This is a genomic window from Bradyrhizobium sp. AZCC 1678, assembly GCF_036924765.1.
Taxonomy (GTDB): Bacteria; Pseudomonadota; Alphaproteobacteria; order Rhizobiales; family Xanthobacteraceae; genus Bradyrhizobium; species Bradyrhizobium algeriense.
The window spans coordinates 7,813,430-7,830,449 of record NZ_JAZHSE010000001.1; the positions used below are offsets into that span (position 1 = coordinate 7,813,430).

15 protein-coding genes and 2 pseudogenes are annotated in these 17,020 nt (G+C 64.0%); 6 read left to right on the plus strand and 11 right to left on the minus strand.

From position 1 onward, the window contains the following. Window positions 1–15: 15 nt before the first annotated feature. From V1294_RS37265 to V1294_RS37280, 4 genes are all read right to left on the minus strand, one after another. Window positions 16–543, minus strand: coding sequence for a hypothetical protein (locus tag V1294_RS37265; RefSeq protein ID WP_334504278.1), 528 nt, complete (start codon window positions 541–543; stop codon window positions 16–18). A 196-nt stretch (window positions 544–739) separates the two neighbouring features. Next, window positions 740–1,567: a substrate-binding domain-containing protein gene (locus V1294_RS37270; protein WP_442895476.1), complete on the minus strand. Its 828-nt coding sequence runs from the start codon at window positions 1,565–1,567 to the stop codon at window positions 740–742. A gap of 19 nt (window positions 1,568–1,586) precedes the next feature. Further along, a complete protein-coding gene (locus V1294_RS37275; RefSeq protein WP_442895477.1) occupies window positions 1,587–2,309 on the minus strand; it encodes an energy-coupling factor ABC transporter ATP-binding protein in 723 nt (240 codons plus the stop codon). Window positions 2,310–2,311: 2 nt separating this feature from the next. After that, on the minus strand, window positions 2,312–3,004 hold the full coding sequence (locus V1294_RS37280; RefSeq protein ID WP_334504282.1) for an ABC transporter permease: 693 nt from the start codon (window positions 3,002–3,004) through the stop codon (window positions 2,312–2,314). Between the two features lie 88 nt (window positions 3,005–3,092). On the opposite strand from V1294_RS37280, the gene V1294_RS37285 reads away from it, so the two are divergent. Beyond that, on the plus strand, window positions 3,093–3,980 hold the full coding sequence (locus V1294_RS37285; RefSeq protein ID WP_334504284.1) for a helix-turn-helix transcriptional regulator: 888 nt from the start codon (window positions 3,093–3,095) through the stop codon (window positions 3,978–3,980). A 156-nt stretch (window positions 3,981–4,136) separates the two neighbouring features. Next, window positions 4,137–4,532, plus strand: coding sequence for a hypothetical protein (locus V1294_RS37290; RefSeq protein ID WP_334504286.1), 396 nt, complete (start codon window positions 4,137–4,139; stop codon window positions 4,530–4,532). Window positions 4,533–4,698: 166 nt separating this feature from the next. Here V1294_RS37290 and V1294_RS37295 read toward each other — a convergent pair whose 3' ends face one another. After that, a complete protein-coding gene (locus V1294_RS37295) occupies window positions 4,699–6,084 on the minus strand; it encodes an FAD-binding oxidoreductase (RefSeq protein WP_334504289.1) in 1,386 nt (461 codons plus the stop codon). Between the two features lie 173 nt (window positions 6,085–6,257). Then, a complete protein-coding gene (locus V1294_RS37300) occupies window positions 6,258–9,593 on the minus strand; it encodes an adenylate/guanylate cyclase domain-containing protein (RefSeq protein WP_334504291.1) in 3,336 nt (1,111 codons plus the stop codon). 288 nt (window positions 9,594–9,881) lie between these two features. On the opposite strand from V1294_RS37300, the pseudogene V1294_RS37305 reads away from it, so the two are divergent. After that, a pseudogene (locus V1294_RS37305) lies at window positions 9,882–10,048 on the plus strand (IS5/IS1182 family transposase); the annotation flags it as partial. Between the two features lie 76 nt (window positions 10,049–10,124). Here the strand turns inward: V1294_RS37305 and V1294_RS37310 are convergent. Beyond that, window positions 10,125–11,363: pseudogene (locus V1294_RS37310) on the minus strand (threonine ammonia-lyase); the annotation flags it as partial. A 162-nt stretch (window positions 11,364–11,525) separates the two neighbouring features. On the opposite strand from V1294_RS37310, the gene V1294_RS37315 reads away from it, so the two are divergent. Both V1294_RS37315 and V1294_RS37320 read left to right on the plus strand, forming a co-directional pair. Beyond that, complete coding sequence (locus V1294_RS37315; protein WP_417021197.1) at window positions 11,526–12,203, plus strand: response regulator; 678 nt, start codon at window positions 11,526–11,528, stop codon at window positions 12,201–12,203. Further along, window positions 12,200–14,158, plus strand: coding sequence for a sensor histidine kinase (locus V1294_RS37320; RefSeq protein WP_334485970.1), 1,959 nt, complete (start codon window positions 12,200–12,202; stop codon window positions 14,156–14,158). Before V1294_RS37315 ends, V1294_RS37320 begins: the two co-directional genes overlap by 4 nt. Before the next feature lie 9 nt (window positions 14,159–14,167). Here V1294_RS37320 and V1294_RS37325 read toward each other — a convergent pair whose 3' ends face one another. Further along, entirely contained in the window at window positions 14,168–14,458 is a 291-nt protein-coding gene (locus V1294_RS37325) for a hypothetical protein (protein ID WP_334485972.1), read from the minus strand. Window positions 14,459–14,701: 243 nt separating this feature from the next. On the opposite strand from V1294_RS37325, the gene V1294_RS37330 reads away from it, so the two are divergent. Next, window positions 14,702–14,944: a cysteine rich repeat-containing protein gene (locus tag V1294_RS37330; protein ID WP_334485975.1), complete on the plus strand. Its 243-nt coding sequence runs from the start codon at window positions 14,702–14,704 to the stop codon at window positions 14,942–14,944. A gap of 141 nt (window positions 14,945–15,085) precedes the next feature. On the opposite strand, the gene V1294_RS37335 is transcribed toward V1294_RS37330, so the two are convergent. From V1294_RS37335 to V1294_RS37345, 3 genes are all read right to left on the minus strand, one after another. Further along, window positions 15,086–15,802, minus strand: a complete 717-nt coding sequence (locus V1294_RS37335; RefSeq protein WP_334485978.1) for a hypothetical protein — start codon at window positions 15,800–15,802, stop codon at window positions 15,086–15,088. A 109-nt stretch (window positions 15,803–15,911) separates the two neighbouring features. Continuing rightward, window positions 15,912–16,607, minus strand: a complete 696-nt coding sequence (locus tag V1294_RS37340; protein WP_334504293.1) for a hypothetical protein — start codon at window positions 16,605–16,607, stop codon at window positions 15,912–15,914. A gap of 128 nt (window positions 16,608–16,735) precedes the next feature. Beyond that, entirely contained in the window at window positions 16,736–16,984 is a 249-nt protein-coding gene (locus V1294_RS37345) for a hypothetical protein (protein WP_334485983.1), read from the minus strand. Window positions 16,985–17,020 lie beyond the last annotated feature (36 nt).

Sequence of the window (17,020 nt, forward strand, 5' to 3'; positions counted from 1 at the left end):
GGCACAACGGCCGTCTCACGACCACAGCTGCCGCGTGTCCAGCCAATGGGTCCGGCCACCCTTTTGTTGCACCTCCTGCATCAGGTGCTGGGTTCCGCCCGGGCCGTCGCCGCCTGCTCCGTTCCACAGGCAGAGAAAATCGACCTTTTCGGCGCCGTACCCCGTGGCCACCTGCAGCATCCACAAATTGTTGCGTTCGTAGGGATTTTCGTCAGCCTTGAGCGGGCCAAGCTCTTCGGGCGCGATGTGCAATACAGCCTGTGACTTCGCTGTAAAATAGCGCGAACGCCAGTCCGCATCGGCAAAGTCGACGGATTTCGCAAGAAACTTGTCCTCCTCAAACGGAAGATAGATCGCAAGGCTCAATTGCCGGGCCAGCGCTGCCTCGGCGAACAGCAGATCCCCGCCACACGCGCCTCCGCAAATCGCCAGATCGCCGCGCTCCACGGCGATCTGATCGAGCAGATCTCCGATCGCTTTGGCGGCGACCGGCTCCTTGTCTGCCGGGAACCGGGGCTCCTCACGGGTCGGGCTATCGATCATGTGGCCGCTGAAAAGCAGCACCTTGCGCGGTTTGATCTCGCCCGAAGCTTGAGACGCCATCACTGAGCCCTCACCTTGCGCTGACGGCCTGTTTTAACAGAGAAGCTGCCGGCGGCGTGAAGCAAGATTGTTTCCTCCATCGCGGGCGCCGTCATGATCGCGAGGGCCGCAAGGGTAACCGAAAGCCGCGCCCGCATCACGCGCCGGAATCGCTGGCGTTGGGATGGAACAACTGCTCGCCGTTGATCTTGTAGTCGGCGATCGCCTTCTGGCCCTCCGACGACACCAGCCAGTCGATCAACTGCTGGCCAAGATCCTTCTTGACGCTCGGATGTTTTTCCGGGTTTACCAGCATGACGCCATACTGGTTGAACAGCCGCTTGTCACCTTCGATTACGATGGCGAGATCGCCGCGGTTCTTGAACGACAGCCAGGTACCGCGATCGGCGAGCACATAGGCGTTGGAGGCGGATGCGGTGTTGAGCGCCGCGCCCATGCCCTGCCCGATCTCCTTGTACCAGGGGCCCTTGTCCTTGGCGATGTCGACGCCGGCGACCTTCCAGAGGTTGAGCTCGGCCTGATGGGTGCCGGACTTGTCGCCGCGGGAAATGAAGTCGGCGCCCTTGGCCTTGATCGCGCCAAGCGCTGCAACGATGTCCTTTGAGCCCTTGATGCCGGCCGGATCGCCCTTCGGGCCGATCAGGATGAAGTCATTGTACATCACGGGGTAACGCTTGACGCCAAAACCTTCGGCGAGAAATTTCTCTTCCGCAGGTTTGGCGTGGACGAACACGACGTCGGCATCGCCGCGGCGCGCGGTATCGAGCGCTTGTCCGGTGCCCTGCGCCACCACCTTCACGTCGATGCCGGTCTTGGCCTTGAACATCGGCAGGATGTGGCCGAACAGGCCGGAATCCTGCGTCGAGGTGGTCGAGGCCACCACGATCGATTTGTCCTGTGCGACGGCGTGGCCTGCGAATACGAAGCTGGCGGTCACCGCCATTATCAAACGGCGCGTGAGCATGTTCATTGGTTTTCTCCCATCAAACTAATAGTTCGCCCGCGAGGAACGTCCTGGCCTCGGCGGTTTGCGGCCGATCGAAGAACGACGCGGCGGCGCCGGTTTCCACGATACGACCGCGGTGAAGCATGACGATGTCGCCGGCGAGCCGGCGCCCTTCGCCGAGATCGTGGGTCGCCATCACGACCTTGATGTTTCGCTCGCTGACCGCGCGGATGATGTCCTCCACCGCCTTGGTGGCTACCGGATCGAGGCTCGCGGTCGGCTCGTCCAGGAACAGCACCGCGGGATCGCGCGCGAGCGCCCGCGCCAGCGCCAGCCGCTGCTGTTCGCCGCCGGATAGCCTTCGCGCGGCGCGGTCGGCCAGTTGGCCGAGACCGACCAGTTCGAGCAGTTCGCTGGTACGGCGCGCATGCTCCACGCGCGGGATGCCGGCGGCGCGCAGCGCGAAGCGGATATTGGCGGCGACGCTGCGGCGGAGCATCGCCGGGCGTTGAAACACGATCGCGCGTTTGAGCGGCGGGACATGTTCCAGGCCGCCCCAGGTGACGCGCCCGCGCGAAGGCGTGAGCAGCCCCATCGCCACGCGCAGCAGCGTGGATTTGCCCGAGCCGTTCGGCCCGATCAGCACCGTCGGCAGGCCCGAGAGCAAAGTAAGCGAGATATTGTCGAGGATCGTGACGGGACCTGCCGTCACCGTAACGCCATTGAATTCAATCGGCAGTTCGCTCGAAGGGGCGCGCATGGTCATCCCGCCAATCGCTCGCCGGCGCGGCGGGCGGTCCAGGCCAGCGCGTTGACGGCGATCACGATCGTGATCAGCACGAGGCCGAGGCCGACCGCGAGCGGCAAGTCGCCCTTCGACGTTTCCAGCGCAATCGCCGTCGTCATCGTGCGGGTGAAGCCTTCGATATTGCCGCCGACGATGATGATGGCGCCGACCTCCGCCGCCGCACGGCCGAAGCCGGCCAGCAGCGCGGTGACGAGGCTGAAGCGCGCGTCCCAGATCAGCGCCGTGACACGGCCAACGGGACCGAGATTCATCGCGGTGAGTTCGTCGCGGTATTCGATCCAGAGATCCTCGATGGTCTGGCGCGTCAGCGCAGCGATGATCGGGGTGACCAGCACGGTCTGCGCGATGATCATCGCGCCCGCCGTGAACAACAGGCCGAACGCGCCGAGCGGCCCGGAGCGCGACAGCATCAGATAGACCGCAAGGCCGACGACGACCGGCGGCAGCCCCATCAGGGCGTTAAGCAGGACGATGAGGCCCTGGCGCCCGGGGAATTTCGTCAGCGCAATCCAGGCGCCCAGGGGAATGCCGATCAGCGCGGCCAGCACCACCGCAGACAGGCTCACATAGAGCGACAGCCGCACGATGGCGAACAGCGCAGGATCGCCGCTGAGCACGAGTTGAAGGGCTGTTGTGTCGTTGGACATGGAAATTCCGTTCGGCAGACATCTTGCGCAGATAGGGCCAATATGGTCAATTTTCGTAACATCTGCACTCATATGCATATAGGTGCCTATGCCGGAACTGCTCACCACTGACGAGGCGGCCGAGTATCTGCGGCTCTCGGAGCGCAAGCTCTACGAGCTGGTGGCCGAGCGCGCCGTGCCTTGCAGCAAGGTGACCGGACGCTGGCTGTTTCCGCGCACTGCGCTGGACCGCTGGGTGTCCGCCGGCCTGATCGCGCCCGCGGCGCTGGCGCAGGTGGCAGCGCCGCCGATCATGGGCGGCAGTCATGATCCGCTGCTGGAATGGGCGCTGCGCGAAAGCAATTCCGGCCTCGCCAGCCTGCCCGAAGGCAGCGAGGAAGGCCTGCGGCGGCTGACGCAGGCCGAGGTGATGGTCGCTGCCATCCATCTGCACCGCCTCGATGGCGATCACGAAACGGCTAATCTTGACGCGGTCACCGATGCGCCGGGATTGCACGATGCGGTGGTGCTGAGTTTTGCACGGCGTGAGCAAGGCATTCTCGTTGCGCCGGGCAATCCGCTGGGCTTGAGCGACATGGCCTCGATCGCCACGTCGCGCACGCGCATGGCGCAACGTCCCGCCGGCGCCGGCGCGCAACTGCTGCTGCTCGCGCTACTGGCTCGCGGCGGCATTGCGCTCGACGATTTGAAACTGGCAAAGCCTGCCTTTCCGACCGGCCCCGACATCGCCCAGGCGATCCGCGCCGGCCGCATCGATTGCGGGATCGCCACGCGAAGCGTAGCGAAATCGGCCGGGCTCGATTTCCTGCCGCTCGCCTGGGAACGCTTCGACCTCGTGATGAGGCAGCGCGATTACTTCATGAAGGGACCGCAGGCGCTGTTCGACTTCATGCGCGAGGCGGGCTTCCGCGACCGTGCCACCGAACTCGGCGGCTATGATGTCAGCGACACAGGCGAGGTGCGGCTGGTGAATTAGGGACGCAGCGTTCTCAGTGCCATATGATCGAAGTTTAACCGGGGCAAACTGGAAACTCGAGCCTGGCCATGGATCGCCACCGCCGCGCCACCAAATCGCCTAACGACTCAATGACGACTACTGCAGCGAGCCGGGGGGCACGAAGGGAGGGAGCTGATGGATACCCCAACGTCTGCCGCACCCGACGAGAAAACGCCTCCTCCGGAGGAGACGCTGGCGACACAACCCGGCAAAGAGAAATCGAGTCCCGCTGGTCCGTTGGAGATCACCACCGAGCGATTCAACGCGTCCGTCGCCCGGTTGACCTCAAATTCGATGGACGAACTTCACAAGCTGGCTTCTGAACTCCAGAAAATGCAGGAATTCCTGAAGTCCGAGGTCGAAAGCGTGCAGCGTCAAATCGACAGCGCGGTGGCCGGAATAAATATCATCGTCGAAACTATTGGTCCGTGGAAAAGCATGGCGGGCTCACAAACGCATCCATCAGGCGCCCGCAACGTGCGCGCGGGGGGACCGGCGGCCAACATCGAGCAACGCAATCGCGTCGGATAGCAACGGAGAGGTGCCGCTCAGCGATACTTGCTGGCTGCGGTGGACTCTGGATGCATCGCGTAATGATGGTTTGGCAAACCCCTGAGCGCTCCTTCGTTCCATGAAGCGAAAGAACGCTCCGATAAGATTCCTTGGCGCGATTGAACCGCGCGCCAGACGTGTTCCTCTACGAGTTGAGCGGCCTGATGTTCTGGTTGATGCTGAAGAAGTTTGTCGGGTCGTACTTGGCTTTCAATGCGACAAGGCGGTCGTAGTTGTCGCCATAGGTGGCCTTGAGCCTGCTGGCGTCCCCATCGTCCATCATGAAATTCACATAGCAGCCTTCAGCCGAGTAAGGGTGCACGGCCTCCCAATAGCCCTTGGTCCAGCGCGTGATTTCGCCCGCCTTTTGCGGATTGGGATCGATTCCGGCGATGACCATCGACCAGGTCGCGTCGCGCGTGTTCCAGGCGGTGTCGCTCTTGCCCACGCGACGGACAGCGCCGTCGATCGGATAAAGATGCATGAGCGAGAGCGTGCTCGGCAGGTTCTGTGCCTGGGCGATATGAGCATCAATTGCTTCGTCGGTCAGTTCTTTCACGAAATCGCCGCGCCAATACCATTGCAAGCCCTTCGGGAAGAACGGATCGAACATAGACTGGAGAGCCGGATAGGGCATTTCGCCCATCCAGTTGAAAAGCGGCGCGGGCAGTTCACCGAGCAACCTGGCCATGACCGCTTGGCCGTCGTCTGTTGGGCCAGTGTAGCATGCGATGATGGCACAGGCGCGCTTGCCCTGATGCTCTGCTGGGAACGGGTCCACCGGTGGAACAGTCTTCAGCCCTACAAAGGCCCCGAGCTCCTCGGGAGCGCCAGGCAGGAAATCCCTGTACTTCTGCATGACGGTCCGGGCATTTTCGAAATCCCAGAAGACTGGCCCGGCATAGACCAAGTTGACCGGATGAGCCTGGAACAGGAAGCTCGTGACGATGCCGAAATTGCCGCCGCCGCCGCGCAGCCCCCAGTAGAGGTCAGCGTTCTCAGACTTATTGGCGGTGACAATGCGACCGTCGGCGAGCACGACATCCGCCTCGAGAAGATTGTCGATGGTGAGGCCATGCTTGCGGGTCAGGTATCCGGTGCCGCCGCCGAGCGTGAGGCCGGCGATACCGGTCGTCGAGACGATGCCGGCCGGCACGGCGAGCCCGTATATGTGGGTGGCGTGGTCGACGTCGCCCTGCGTGCAGCCGGGACCGGCGCGGACAGTGCAGGCGGTGGGATCGACGCGCACGCCTTTCATCAGCGACATGTCGATCATCAGCCCGTCGTCGACACTGCCAAGGCCCGGCCCGTTGTGCCCGCCTCCGCGGATCGCCACCTTGAGATCGTTCTGCCTTGCAAAATTGACCGCAGTGACAACGTCAGCGACGTCGGTGCATCGCGCAATCATCACGGGACTCTTATCGATCATCCCGTTGTAGAGGCTCCGCACACCGTCATAATCGGCATCCGTTTGCCTGATGACCGGGCCGCGCATATTGCCGATAAAGGTTTCAGTGGCGATGGCTTGCATGATCTCCTCCTGTTCCACGCAATGATCGGCCAGTTGGGCCTGAGGTTACTCCCATTGTTGGGCTCCCGGCGGTTGCTCAATAAACCGGGAGAGAGCCCGCGAACGTCATCGCAGAAATGGCGTTCCTTGATGCGGAGCGGATCTCCGCTAAAAAAACTCCGTCTACATTCACATCACGTTTCTTGTTGCCGAGGGGGGCTGGTGCCTTGACGCAGCAATGGCCCAAGCGCCGGACCGATGCCGGCGCGCTCGGCCTCGGCCAACAGCTCGCCAAGCTTGCAAGCCGTCTCCTGTCCGGGCCGGCACCGACCACGTGAACCAATGGCGCGTCCATATCGGACGAAGAAGCTGGCCCAGGGTAACGGTTCTGGCCGCGTATAGTCCTCAAGCGCCGCGCTATAGTGCTCCGCTCCGTCCCAATCCTGAGAGTCCAGCGAAGCATCGATCGCGTACCGGAAGAACCACAAATGATTGTGGCTCACCGCGCCTTTGCGGAGAATCTCCTCGCCTTCCGTCAGCGCCGTTTGACGTTCGATCGGATCCTCAGTCGTGATCGCAAGGTGGCCGAGGATCCACGGGCCCGCAAAGCTGACCCCGGTCTCCCGGCTGATCGCCAAGGCACGGTACAGCAGGTCCATCGCTTTCGTGCTGCTCGCCTCGGCACGAGCGACCATGGCCAGATCATTGAGGCTGATCGCCTCAAATCTCTTGGCGCCGAGCTGCCGAGCGAGCATCAGCGCCCGCTCGGCAGGCATCCTCATACGTGCAAACTCCCCGTTCGTGCGAAACACGTTGCACGCCGCGTTGTGGGCGATAATTTCCGCCCGTTGATGCCCAACCCGCGCCGCCAACTCGACCGCCATTTGGGCGGTCGCGAGCGCGCCGGAGAAATCGTTGAGGTACACCTGAGTGTGGGCAACCATACTGAGATTAGCGACTTCGATACGGCCGGCGCCGGACGCGCGCGACAGCTCCGCGCACCGGCTGAAGTGCCGATGGGCGCTGGCCATACGGCCGCGTGCGTATTCCGCATCACCCAGCCCGCCAAGCGCACGCGCCTGCATCTCTGGCGAACGAGCTCTTTGGGCGCAGTCGAGCGCCCGCTCATGCTCCTGCAGGCACTCGACGAGCCTTCCGAGCGGGAAGCAGAGATTGCCCCGCAGGTGGTGGATCCGTGCGCGCTCCGCGGCAAGGTCGTCGGTAGCCGCCGCCGTCGCGGCCTTGTCCAGCATCGTAAAGGCCTCGTTGAAACGATCCGTCACACGCAGGCCGGCAGCGAGCCCAAGCCAGGCTCGACACCGCTCGATGTCAACATCGGCGACTGCGAGGGCTTGTTCGAAAGCAGCAATCGATTCCGAGATCGAACCGAGGTCATGCAGCATCTCACCCCGGAGCAGCGATAGTGCACTCACATCGGCCCGCTTCCTGGCCAGGACCAGCCCGCGTTCGACAAGACGCAGGGCCCGTTCGGTGCGGTACTCCGCTGCTTGCGCGCGTGCCGCTTCCAGGTAGGCCCGAGGGGCGTACTCGTCGTCGGCCCGGTCGAGGTGCTGTGCGCACAACGTCAGGTCACGGCTCCTGAACCATTCTGCCGCCCGCCGGTGCAACTCGCGGCGGCGGCTCCTGAGCAGCGTGTCGTAGACGCCCTCCTGGATCAGCGCGTGGGCAAAGAGGAAGTGATCGCCCTGCGGGCGCACCAGGCGATGCCGCATCAAGTCAGCGCAATTCCACCCGGGTTGATCGAGCAGAGCTGCCAACGCTTCGGCAGTAAAACGCTGGCCGAGAATGGAGGCTGCTTGCAGCGCCCGCTTGTCGGGCATCGCGAGCCGATCCAGGCGCGCCTGTACCAAACTCCGAATCGATCCCGGGACGCCGCCATCGGCGCTCTCCTCGGCATGCCGCAACAGTTGCTCCAGAAACAGCGGATTGCCGGCGGCCCGTTCGATGCAGCGCAGGGCGAGTTCGCCGAGTGCGTCAAGATAGGCCCCGGCGAGCTGGTTTGCCTCGCGCGGCTGGAGCGAGCCGAGGTCGATCGTCAGGATCGGCTCACCGCCAATCGTTGGGCGCCAGAGCTCATGGACCGGGTCGCGCTCAATTCGCGAGGTCAGGACCAAAAGCGCGGGACACCCAAGGACTGTCTCGGCAAGGCTCGCTAGGTGATCGAGTGTGGGCTGGTCAGCCCAGTGCAGATCCTCAATCGCCAGCAGCCGAGGACGACGGCCGCTCGCGCGGGTGACGAGCTCGGCGACGGTGGCTCGCTTGCCCCGGTCACGGGCCGCGTTGTCCATCGCATCATAGAGCGTACGCAGCTCGGTTGATTGCGGCAGGTTCAGGAGGTCGTTCAGATACACCCGCCGCTCGTCAGAAAGCATGCCATCGTCGCGGGCCTTCTCAGCCGCTGCGTCGATCTCTTCCCGGCTGCTTTCGTCCGTCAGACCGAGCAGGCTGCGGACCAGCGAGCGGATTGCGTCCTGACCGGAGCCCATTCCGAAGTCGAGCACCAGCGCGCTGTGACAGGCAAAGCTTTCCCCTTCAGCCTTCGCCTGGAACTGCTCGAGCAGGCGGGTTTTGCCAATGCCGGCCTCCCCGCGGATGTAGATGGCACGGCCGCGTCTCGTGTCGCGGCACTGCACCAGCGCCGCTTCGAGCTGCCGCAGCTCGCGGGTCCGTCCAACAAAGGCTTGGCGGCCCGAGCGGGCCGGCTCACGAAAGGCGCGCAGTCGCCACGCCCTGACCGGCTTTGCGAGCCCTTTGATGGCAAGCTCACCGACCTCGGAGCAGTCGACCCGTTCGGCGAGCGCCCGGTAGACTGAATCCGAAATGAAGATCTCGCCCGCGGCGGCCTTATCCTTCAGGCGTGAGGCCAGATTCACGGACTCGCCGGTGACAGTGTATTCAACGTGACGCGCGCTGCCGGTGCCACTGGCCATAACCTCGCCACTGGCAATGCCGATGTGCACGCCAATAGTGCGGCCGAGATCGGCCGCGACCAGGGGCATGCGGCTCCCGATATCAAGGGCAGCCCGGACGCATCGCTCAGGATCGTTGCCATATGCCACCGGGGCACCGAAGACCGCCATCACGCAATCACCGATGTGCTTGTCAACAGTCCCGCCGTGATCGACGACGCTTGCGTCGGCAAGATCGAAGAAGCTTCCGAGCAGGGCGTGGACTTCCTCAGCGTCGAGTTCGTCGGAGAGCTTCGTGTAGCCGGCGATGTCAGCGAACAGCACTGTCACCTGCCGCCTCTCAGCCTCCGGCAGCGGCGAAGCCCGCCCCGATACTGAGGCCGGTGCGCTCGGGGCAGGAGGAGGCGTCGACGTCATCCCGTCACGCAACTCCGCGATCGCAGTAAGCAGTTTGCGGCGATGGCCGACCGAGGTGACGCCAATACCGATCAGATCGTCGGCGGTCAGGCGGGCAAGGACAGCGGCGTCAATGTCGTTCTCGCGGAACGCCTTCTCATATTGCCCCAGCCCCAGACCGTGCAGCCAAGCCGCAACGTTCATGGGTGCCTCCTGGTCAGATTCTTCGGCAGAGCACCAGGACCCTCAGTCTACCTCAAATTCACAACAGGCGCTGTGAAATGTCAGCGCACACGAGGGCGTGAAGGCGTAGCTGATGGTATCTGAAGGCGGTATCGCTGCGCGCTGAAAGAACAGGCGCTATTCAGCACTTCGGGTGAATGTGTCTCGAGTGCAGACTGAGCCCTGCGCGTCTGGGTTAACATTTATCGAATATTTGTGACCGTCCTGACAGCCAATGCTCCAGTTATCGACCCCGGATTCAGTACCGCCTTGCGGCAGGTCGATCAGGCGGCGCTGTTCTACGAGTTCTCGCTTGGGCGGTACGTCCCGCCAGTCACTTACTGAGGTCAATCGACCGCTTTGTCGATCTTTCGGACTTTCGAAGCCATTTGGCGCCATTCTATAGCTGCACTGGCCGGCCTTCGATCGATCCGGAACGGTTTTCTTTACGCGAACCGGCATCTGCTTCGCTCGAAATGCTGCACCTACCGCCGCCCCGGCAACCATGCGGTATAGCCGCGCCTCGCCGAGCCGTTTCATCACGTCGTCCAGATGCGCGCGGTCGCGCGTTTCGATCACGACTTCGAGCAGGGTGCCCTTGGCGGGCAGGTCGGAGAACGTGCGCTGATGCGAGACCTCGATGATGTTGGCGCCGGCTTCGGCCAATAGAGCCGAGACCGATGCCAACTGGCCGGGCCTATCGACGATATCGATGGCGATCTGCGTCAGCCGCCCTTCGCGCGCGAGTTCGCGCGTCAGCACCGAGGCAATCAGCCGCGTGTCGATGTTGCCGCCGGTGAGCACGAGGCCGACATTGCGCCCGGAAAAACGCTCCGGCGCGGCCTGCACCGCGGCGAGGCCTGCGGCGCCCGCGCCCTCGACCACCGTCTTTTCGATCGCGATCAGCATCGCCACCGCACGCTCGATCTGATCCTCGGTGACGAGAATGATGTCGTCGACGAGACGGCGGATGATTTCGGTGGTGATCCGACCTGGGGTCTTGACGGCAATGCCTTCGGCGAGCGTGTCGCCGCGCATCGGCAGGCTCTCGCCCTTGATGGCGTTATACATCGAGGGATAGAGCTCGGCCTGCACGCCTATGATCTGCAACTCCGGCTTCAGCGATTTGGCTGCGACCGCCATGCCGGAAATCAGTCCGCCGCCGCCGATCGGAACGACCAGCGTATCGAGCTGCGGCACCGAAGCGAGCATTTCGAGCGCGATGGTGCCCTGCCCCGCAATGACCTGCGGATCGTCATAGGGATGGATCATGGTCAGGTTTTTCGCCTTGCCATGCGCGCGCGCGAACTCGGCAGCCTCCTCCAGCGTCTTGCCGGAGATGATGATCTCCGCGCCATGACGCCTGGTGTTCTCGATCTTCACCATCGGGGTGCCTATCGGCATCACGATCGCGGCGGGAATGCCAAGCCTATGTGCGTGATAGGCCACGCCCTGCGCATGATTGCCGGCCGACATCGCGATCACGCCGCGCTGTCGTTCGTCCGGCGACAGCGCCAGCAGCCGATTGAGCGCGCCGCGCTCCTTGAAGGTCGAGGTGAACTGCAGGTTCTCGAATTTGAGCCAGAGGTTGCAGCCGCAGATCTCGCTCAGCGTCCGGCTCTGGTCGCATTCGGTGACCATGACGGAACCGCGAATCGCAGCCGCCGCTGATGTGACGTCGCCGGGCGTGACGGCAAGACCTGCTTCGGAAGCGTGCGGGTCTGGCGGAGCGTTTTTGGGAGCTTTCGGCATTTCGGCGGCCTCGTTGGGAGGCAATCGTATAGGCCTTTTCCGCCCGCCGTGCCTCCCCCGAATCTCGTAAAACTCCCGCCCCATGAACATGGGTGTCGCAAAAAGCCGCCGCGGCGTTACACTTGGCCAAGGGCCGCAGGGACAGGCGGCCGGAGTTTTCAGATGAATTCATTGAACGATGAGCCGAAGGTGGAGGCCATCACGGTCGTGCTGGTCGAGGACGACGCGCCGACGCTTTGGCGGCTGCAGGACGCGCTGACCAAGGCCGGATATCAGGTCAGGGCCGCCGGCACGCTCACGGAAGCCCGCGCCTGTCTCGCGCAAGGCGCACCAAGGGTGCTGCTGACCGATCTTCAATTGCCCGATGGCCACGGCGTCGATCTGATCCGCGAAACACGGCAGCGCTTTCCCGACACCGAGATCATGGTGATCTCGATCCTCGGCGATGAGGAAAGCGTGATCTCCGCGATCACCGTCGGCGCGACCGGCTATCTGCTCAAGGACGCCTTCCCGACCGATATCGCCGCCACCGTGCGCGATCTCGTCGCCGGGCACTCGCCGATCTCGGCCTCGATCGCGCGCTTCATCGTGCGGCGGACCCAGAACACGCCCGAGCCGCCGCCCGGCCCTGCGCTCAACACCGCCAAGCTGACGCCGCGCGAGATCGATATCCTCTGGGGTATCGCCAAGGGCTTCAGCTACGCCGAGATCGCCAGCCATCTCGGCCTGTCGCGCCAGACCGTGCCCGGGCATATCAAGAACATCTATCGCAAGCTCGAGGTTCATACCCGGGGCGAAGCGGTGTTCGAGGCGGTCCAGCAAGGCTTGATAAAGTTGTGAACGACCACGACGAGGACGCGACGGCGGAACAACTGCCCGCCCGCGAACGGCGGCGGCTGCAGTCGTCGCGTCTGATCCAGTACCTCCTGCTGCAGGCGATGATCGCCGGCGCCTGCGTCCTGGCGCTGCTGCAGTCGCTTCCCGGACCTCCCGCCCAGTATCAGGTCACGGCGTTCAACCTCACCGAAGCACGTGTCGAGCGCGCGGTGACGCTGCCGTATTTCTCCTCGTTGCGGAATGCGATGAACGATCCGCCCCGCTTCAGCGGACAATTCGTCCGCCCGGCCGGGGAAGCGCGGGCCTGGTCGGTGTTCCTGCCGCGCTTCACCAACGGCGTCGAGGTCAGCGTCAACGACGTGGTGATCCTCGACAGCCGGCGCGATCCCGCCGCCAACCGCCCCGACCGCAACACGCCGGCGATTGCGGTGATCCCGGCGTCAGTGCTGCGCGACGGCGACAACGCGATTGCAATCCGGCTGTTCATCTGGGGCCCGATTACCGGCTTCCTCGATCGCATCTGGGTCGGCCCGGACGAATTGTTGCGTCCGACCTATGATCTGAGAACTTTGATCTTTGTCACCCTGCCGGTGGTGTTCTCGTCCTGGCAGGCGATCCTCGCGGTCATTCTCGGCATCATGTGGGTGATGCGGCGCCATGAGCCGGCCTATGGCGTTCTGGCCGCGGCGATGGCGGTGGGTGTCGGGCAGGCGTTCCTGCAAACGCCGATGGGCGAGACGCCGTTTTCCCGACTCAACGTGATCCTGATTTCTTCGGCGCCGATTGAAAGCGGGCTGGTGCTGACATTTGCGCTGTTGTTCTCGGGCTGGAAATGGCAGCGCTACGGCTGGATCATTTTCATTCCCGGCGTGCTGCTGGCGCTAGCCGGACTGTTCGGAAATCAGGCGATGGTGCGCGCGCTGTTCCTGTATCTCGCCGTGCCGATGGTTGGCGTATCCCTTCTCATCATAGCTGTTGTCACCGCCCGCTCGATGCTGGAGCGGCGGAATGTCGCCAGCCTCCTGCTCGGCTGCGCGGTCACGATCATGCTGACCTGCTGGGTTGTCGACCTGCTCTCGGTATTCCAGATGATGCCCAATCGCATCTTCACCGCGCGGCTGTCCTACTCAGCGATGCTGGTTGCGATCGGCGCGGGGCTGACCTGGCGGTTCGCCCGCGCGCTGAACGAGGTTGACGGTTTTGCCGGCCACCTCGTCACCCAGGTGCGCGATGCCGAGGAAAAGCTGAAGGCCAGTTTCGTCCGCGAGGAGGAGCGCGCCCGTGCTGCGGCGCTGGCGCGGGAGCGCACGCGGCTGATGCGCGACCTGCATGACGGGCTCGGCGGCCAGCTCGTCAGCATCGTGGCCTTGAGCGAGCGCGGTAATGGCAGCGCGGGAATCGGCGATGCGGCGCGCGCCGCGCTGAAGGATCTGCGTCTCGTCATCGACTCGATGGACGACATCGGCGGCGATCTGATGCTGGCGCTGGGCTCGTGGCGCGAGCGCGCCACGGCGCAGCTGCGTCCGCATGACATCGCGCTCGACTGGCGCGCGGTCACGGCGCAAGGCCTGCCGGTGCATCCCGAACTGCGGCCGTGGCATGTGATCCAGATCGTGCGGCTGCTGGATGAGGCCGTGACCAATGCGGTCAAGCATGCCAATGCGCGGCGTATCACGGTAAGAATCGAGACGCTCGCAGGCGCCGATGGCCTCGACCGCGGCTGCATCACCGTCGAGGACGACGGCCAGGGTTTTGAGATCACATCGGATGGAGCGGCCGCAGGCGCGATAAAAGCGGCGCGCGGCTTGCGCAACATGCGAAGCCGCGCTGCGCGCTGTGGCGCGGAGCTGGAACTGAGCTCCTGCGCCCAAGGGACTGATCAAGAGAGCCATCAAGGCACGCGCGTGAGACTGACATTGCCTCACCGCTTTCCCGACAGCGACGGCGTTGCTGGTTAGCTTTTTACCTCAGCGACGGCCGACGCGATTGACCGGGCCACCGCGGTTCATGGGGGTGCCGGGACGAACGCCGACGCCGGGAGCACCGACGCCGACACGGGCGACGCCGACGACCGGTGTAGCGACCACCGCTGCCGCAACCGGCGTCGGCCGTACCACGCAGCCCTTCGGCACGCCGACCGTCTTGCAGTAAACCACCGCGGCCTGGGCCGAACCCACACCGCCCGGCGCGAACGAAGCCACGGCCGAGAACGCCGCTAGCGTCAGACCAGCGCTCAGCCAACCTGTCTTCTTCAACATGTGTCATCTCCGAAAATTGGGCGTGCAGCTCTTTGCGATGTGCCGATCGGTCACCGCAGCCGACGCGAGATGTACATGGTCCATTGATGCGCGCGGCAACATCCCATGAAAATGGTGTGAGCGTGCGCGCGGGAGTTGCGGGCCGATTTCCGACGCCATGAACATGGCATGGACCAGGGGCGCAACCTCGACGAGCTTCCGCGCGCTTTCAACCCTCAGATTCCCGTCCAAAGGTGATCCACGATGAAATCAATCCACGTCCCTGCCACAGCAGTCGCCGCGCTGATCCTGTCGCTCGCCGCCGGCTCGCTGGCTCAAGCGCAATCCGGACCCACCCCGCAGGAGCAGATGGCCTGCCGCTCGGATGCCGGAAAATTCTGCGCCGAACATATCGGCAAGCCGCCGCAGATGAATGCCTGCCTGCGCGCGAACAAGCCGAAGCTGTCGGATGGCTGCCGCAAGGTGGTGGAATCGCACGGCGGATAATGCCGCATCTGGAAAAGTCGTCACCGGTGTTCGCCAACGCGTAGCGATTGCCCGGAGATCGGGCTCAAATATAAGTTGGAGCGCGATAACGTTTCAAAGTCATCACGCTCCCAAGAGGTAGCGACGAACGCCGGAAAACAATCAGTCATCCTGATCGAACAGCCGGATCCGGGGCATTTCGCCTCTCGCCGGCGCGGCGAACATCTCTCTCGGCTCGCCTTCTTCCCGGATCCTGATCCGCCGCGGCTCGGTCACTTCGCGTACGCTCCCTTCGACCGCCTCGAGCTCCTGCTCGCGCGGTTGCTGGAAGCGGCGCTTGTCGGCCCAGCGCTGGCGCCGCTCGGCGCGCCGCTTTTCGGCGTCCGCGCGTTTGATGTCGGCATCGCGGTTCCTGGCGAAGGCGTCGCGAGGCGCGGCGGTCTTTTCGTCGGCCTGTTCGGCAGGTTTTGCAGGTTGCGGCGGCGATTGTACGGGCTGCGCGGCCGCTAGGTTGTCGGCCGTCTTCTCTTCGGCGTGCGCGTTATTGGCTGATAGCGCTGCCGCCTCTGTCTGCGGCTGCGGCTGTGGTGTTTGCAGCTGTGGCTGCGTTTGCGGCTGCTGTTGCTGCGGCTGCTGCGCTTGCGGCTGTTCCTGTGGCGGCGCGGAAGCGGTATTCGTCGTCGCCGCGACGTGCGGCACCGGCTCCGCTGGCGCCGTCGAGACGTGTATCGGCTCCGCCGACATCCTCCGTTCCAGCTTGGACACCGTCTGCAAGGGCGGGCTGGTAATGTTGGCAGCCAGATAGCCACCACCGAGACCGGCGGCGACTGCCACGATCACGGTTCCCGCGCCGGCAAAATAAGCCGTCGATATCCGCATGGCTCGACTCCCTCAATCCACGCGGGCAACGCGTGGCATGGGCCGATGTTCCTGCACGGCAGCGTGAGGGAATTGGAACTGGCGGCGCTGCAATCGCAGTGTTCGCCGCTCAAATCATCGCGGCGACTTTTTCCAGGCCGATGATGCGGGCGAGCGAGCGGACTTCGCTCTTCTGGTCTTCACGCAACTGGAACAGCAGCGGCATCGCCGCCGATTTCAACTGCTGGACTTCTGCGGATTCGGGATCGATCGGCACGCCCGCAGCGGTCGGGTTGGCCTGCCGGCCCGCATGAATCTTGCGGGCGACGGCGCGCAGCGCGCTCTCCACCGGCGGCCAGTAGGATTCCTGCGACGCGGACAGTTTCAGGCGATCCTTGATTCCGGCGATCTGGACGTCGCTCAGGAGCGCGTAGTTCTTCTGGGGTTGCGGCTGCGGCTTGGCAACGGCCTTGGGCTTCGGCGGCGCCACAGGCGATGATGCGGCGGGCGCCATCGGCGCGGCAGGCGCGACTTCCTTCGGCAGCCCGATATCGGCGGGGCCGGTCGAGGCATAGGCCTGGCGCAACGAATCGCTCAGCGCCGCGGTGGTCTGCGGCGGCTCATAGGCGGCCACCGCATAGGTCACGACAGCCAGCCGGTCCTTCTTGTTGGCCCTGTTCGAAACCGGCGCCTGGACGGCAGCCGTGGAAGCGGCAGCCAGCTGGGGCGACGCCGCAGGTACGCTGTCGCGGCCGAGAATGGCCGTGGCGGCAGCGCCGACCACGAGAAAGCAGATCAGCGCAACGATGGTCATCGTTTTGGTCAAAAAGGTCTCCATTCCCGCCGACGTCTGGCCCTTTTGTCGAAAACTGGATGACAATTGAGGCGTTACGATGCCAATCGGCGCCGTAACGCGATCAAAAAGCGGGGGAAATCGTCCCGAAACAGCCGGAATCAGGCCACCGCGGCCAATTCGTAGGCCTCCTGGATGTCAGCAACGATATCGGACGCCTCCCACAGGGCGTCGGCCTCGATCGCCTGCAGGGTGACGGTCCAGTTGCTCTTGCGGCTGCGGGGCAGGCTGACGACCTCGAATTCGATACCGCGGCACAGCGGATGCCGATCGAGCGCAAACATCACCCGCCGGGTGATCTCGTGGAGGGTCGCCGGGGTTTTGGCAGCAAGATATTGATCGAGATCCATTCCTTTACCCCTTCGATTTGCCGTCCGGCCGGCCAT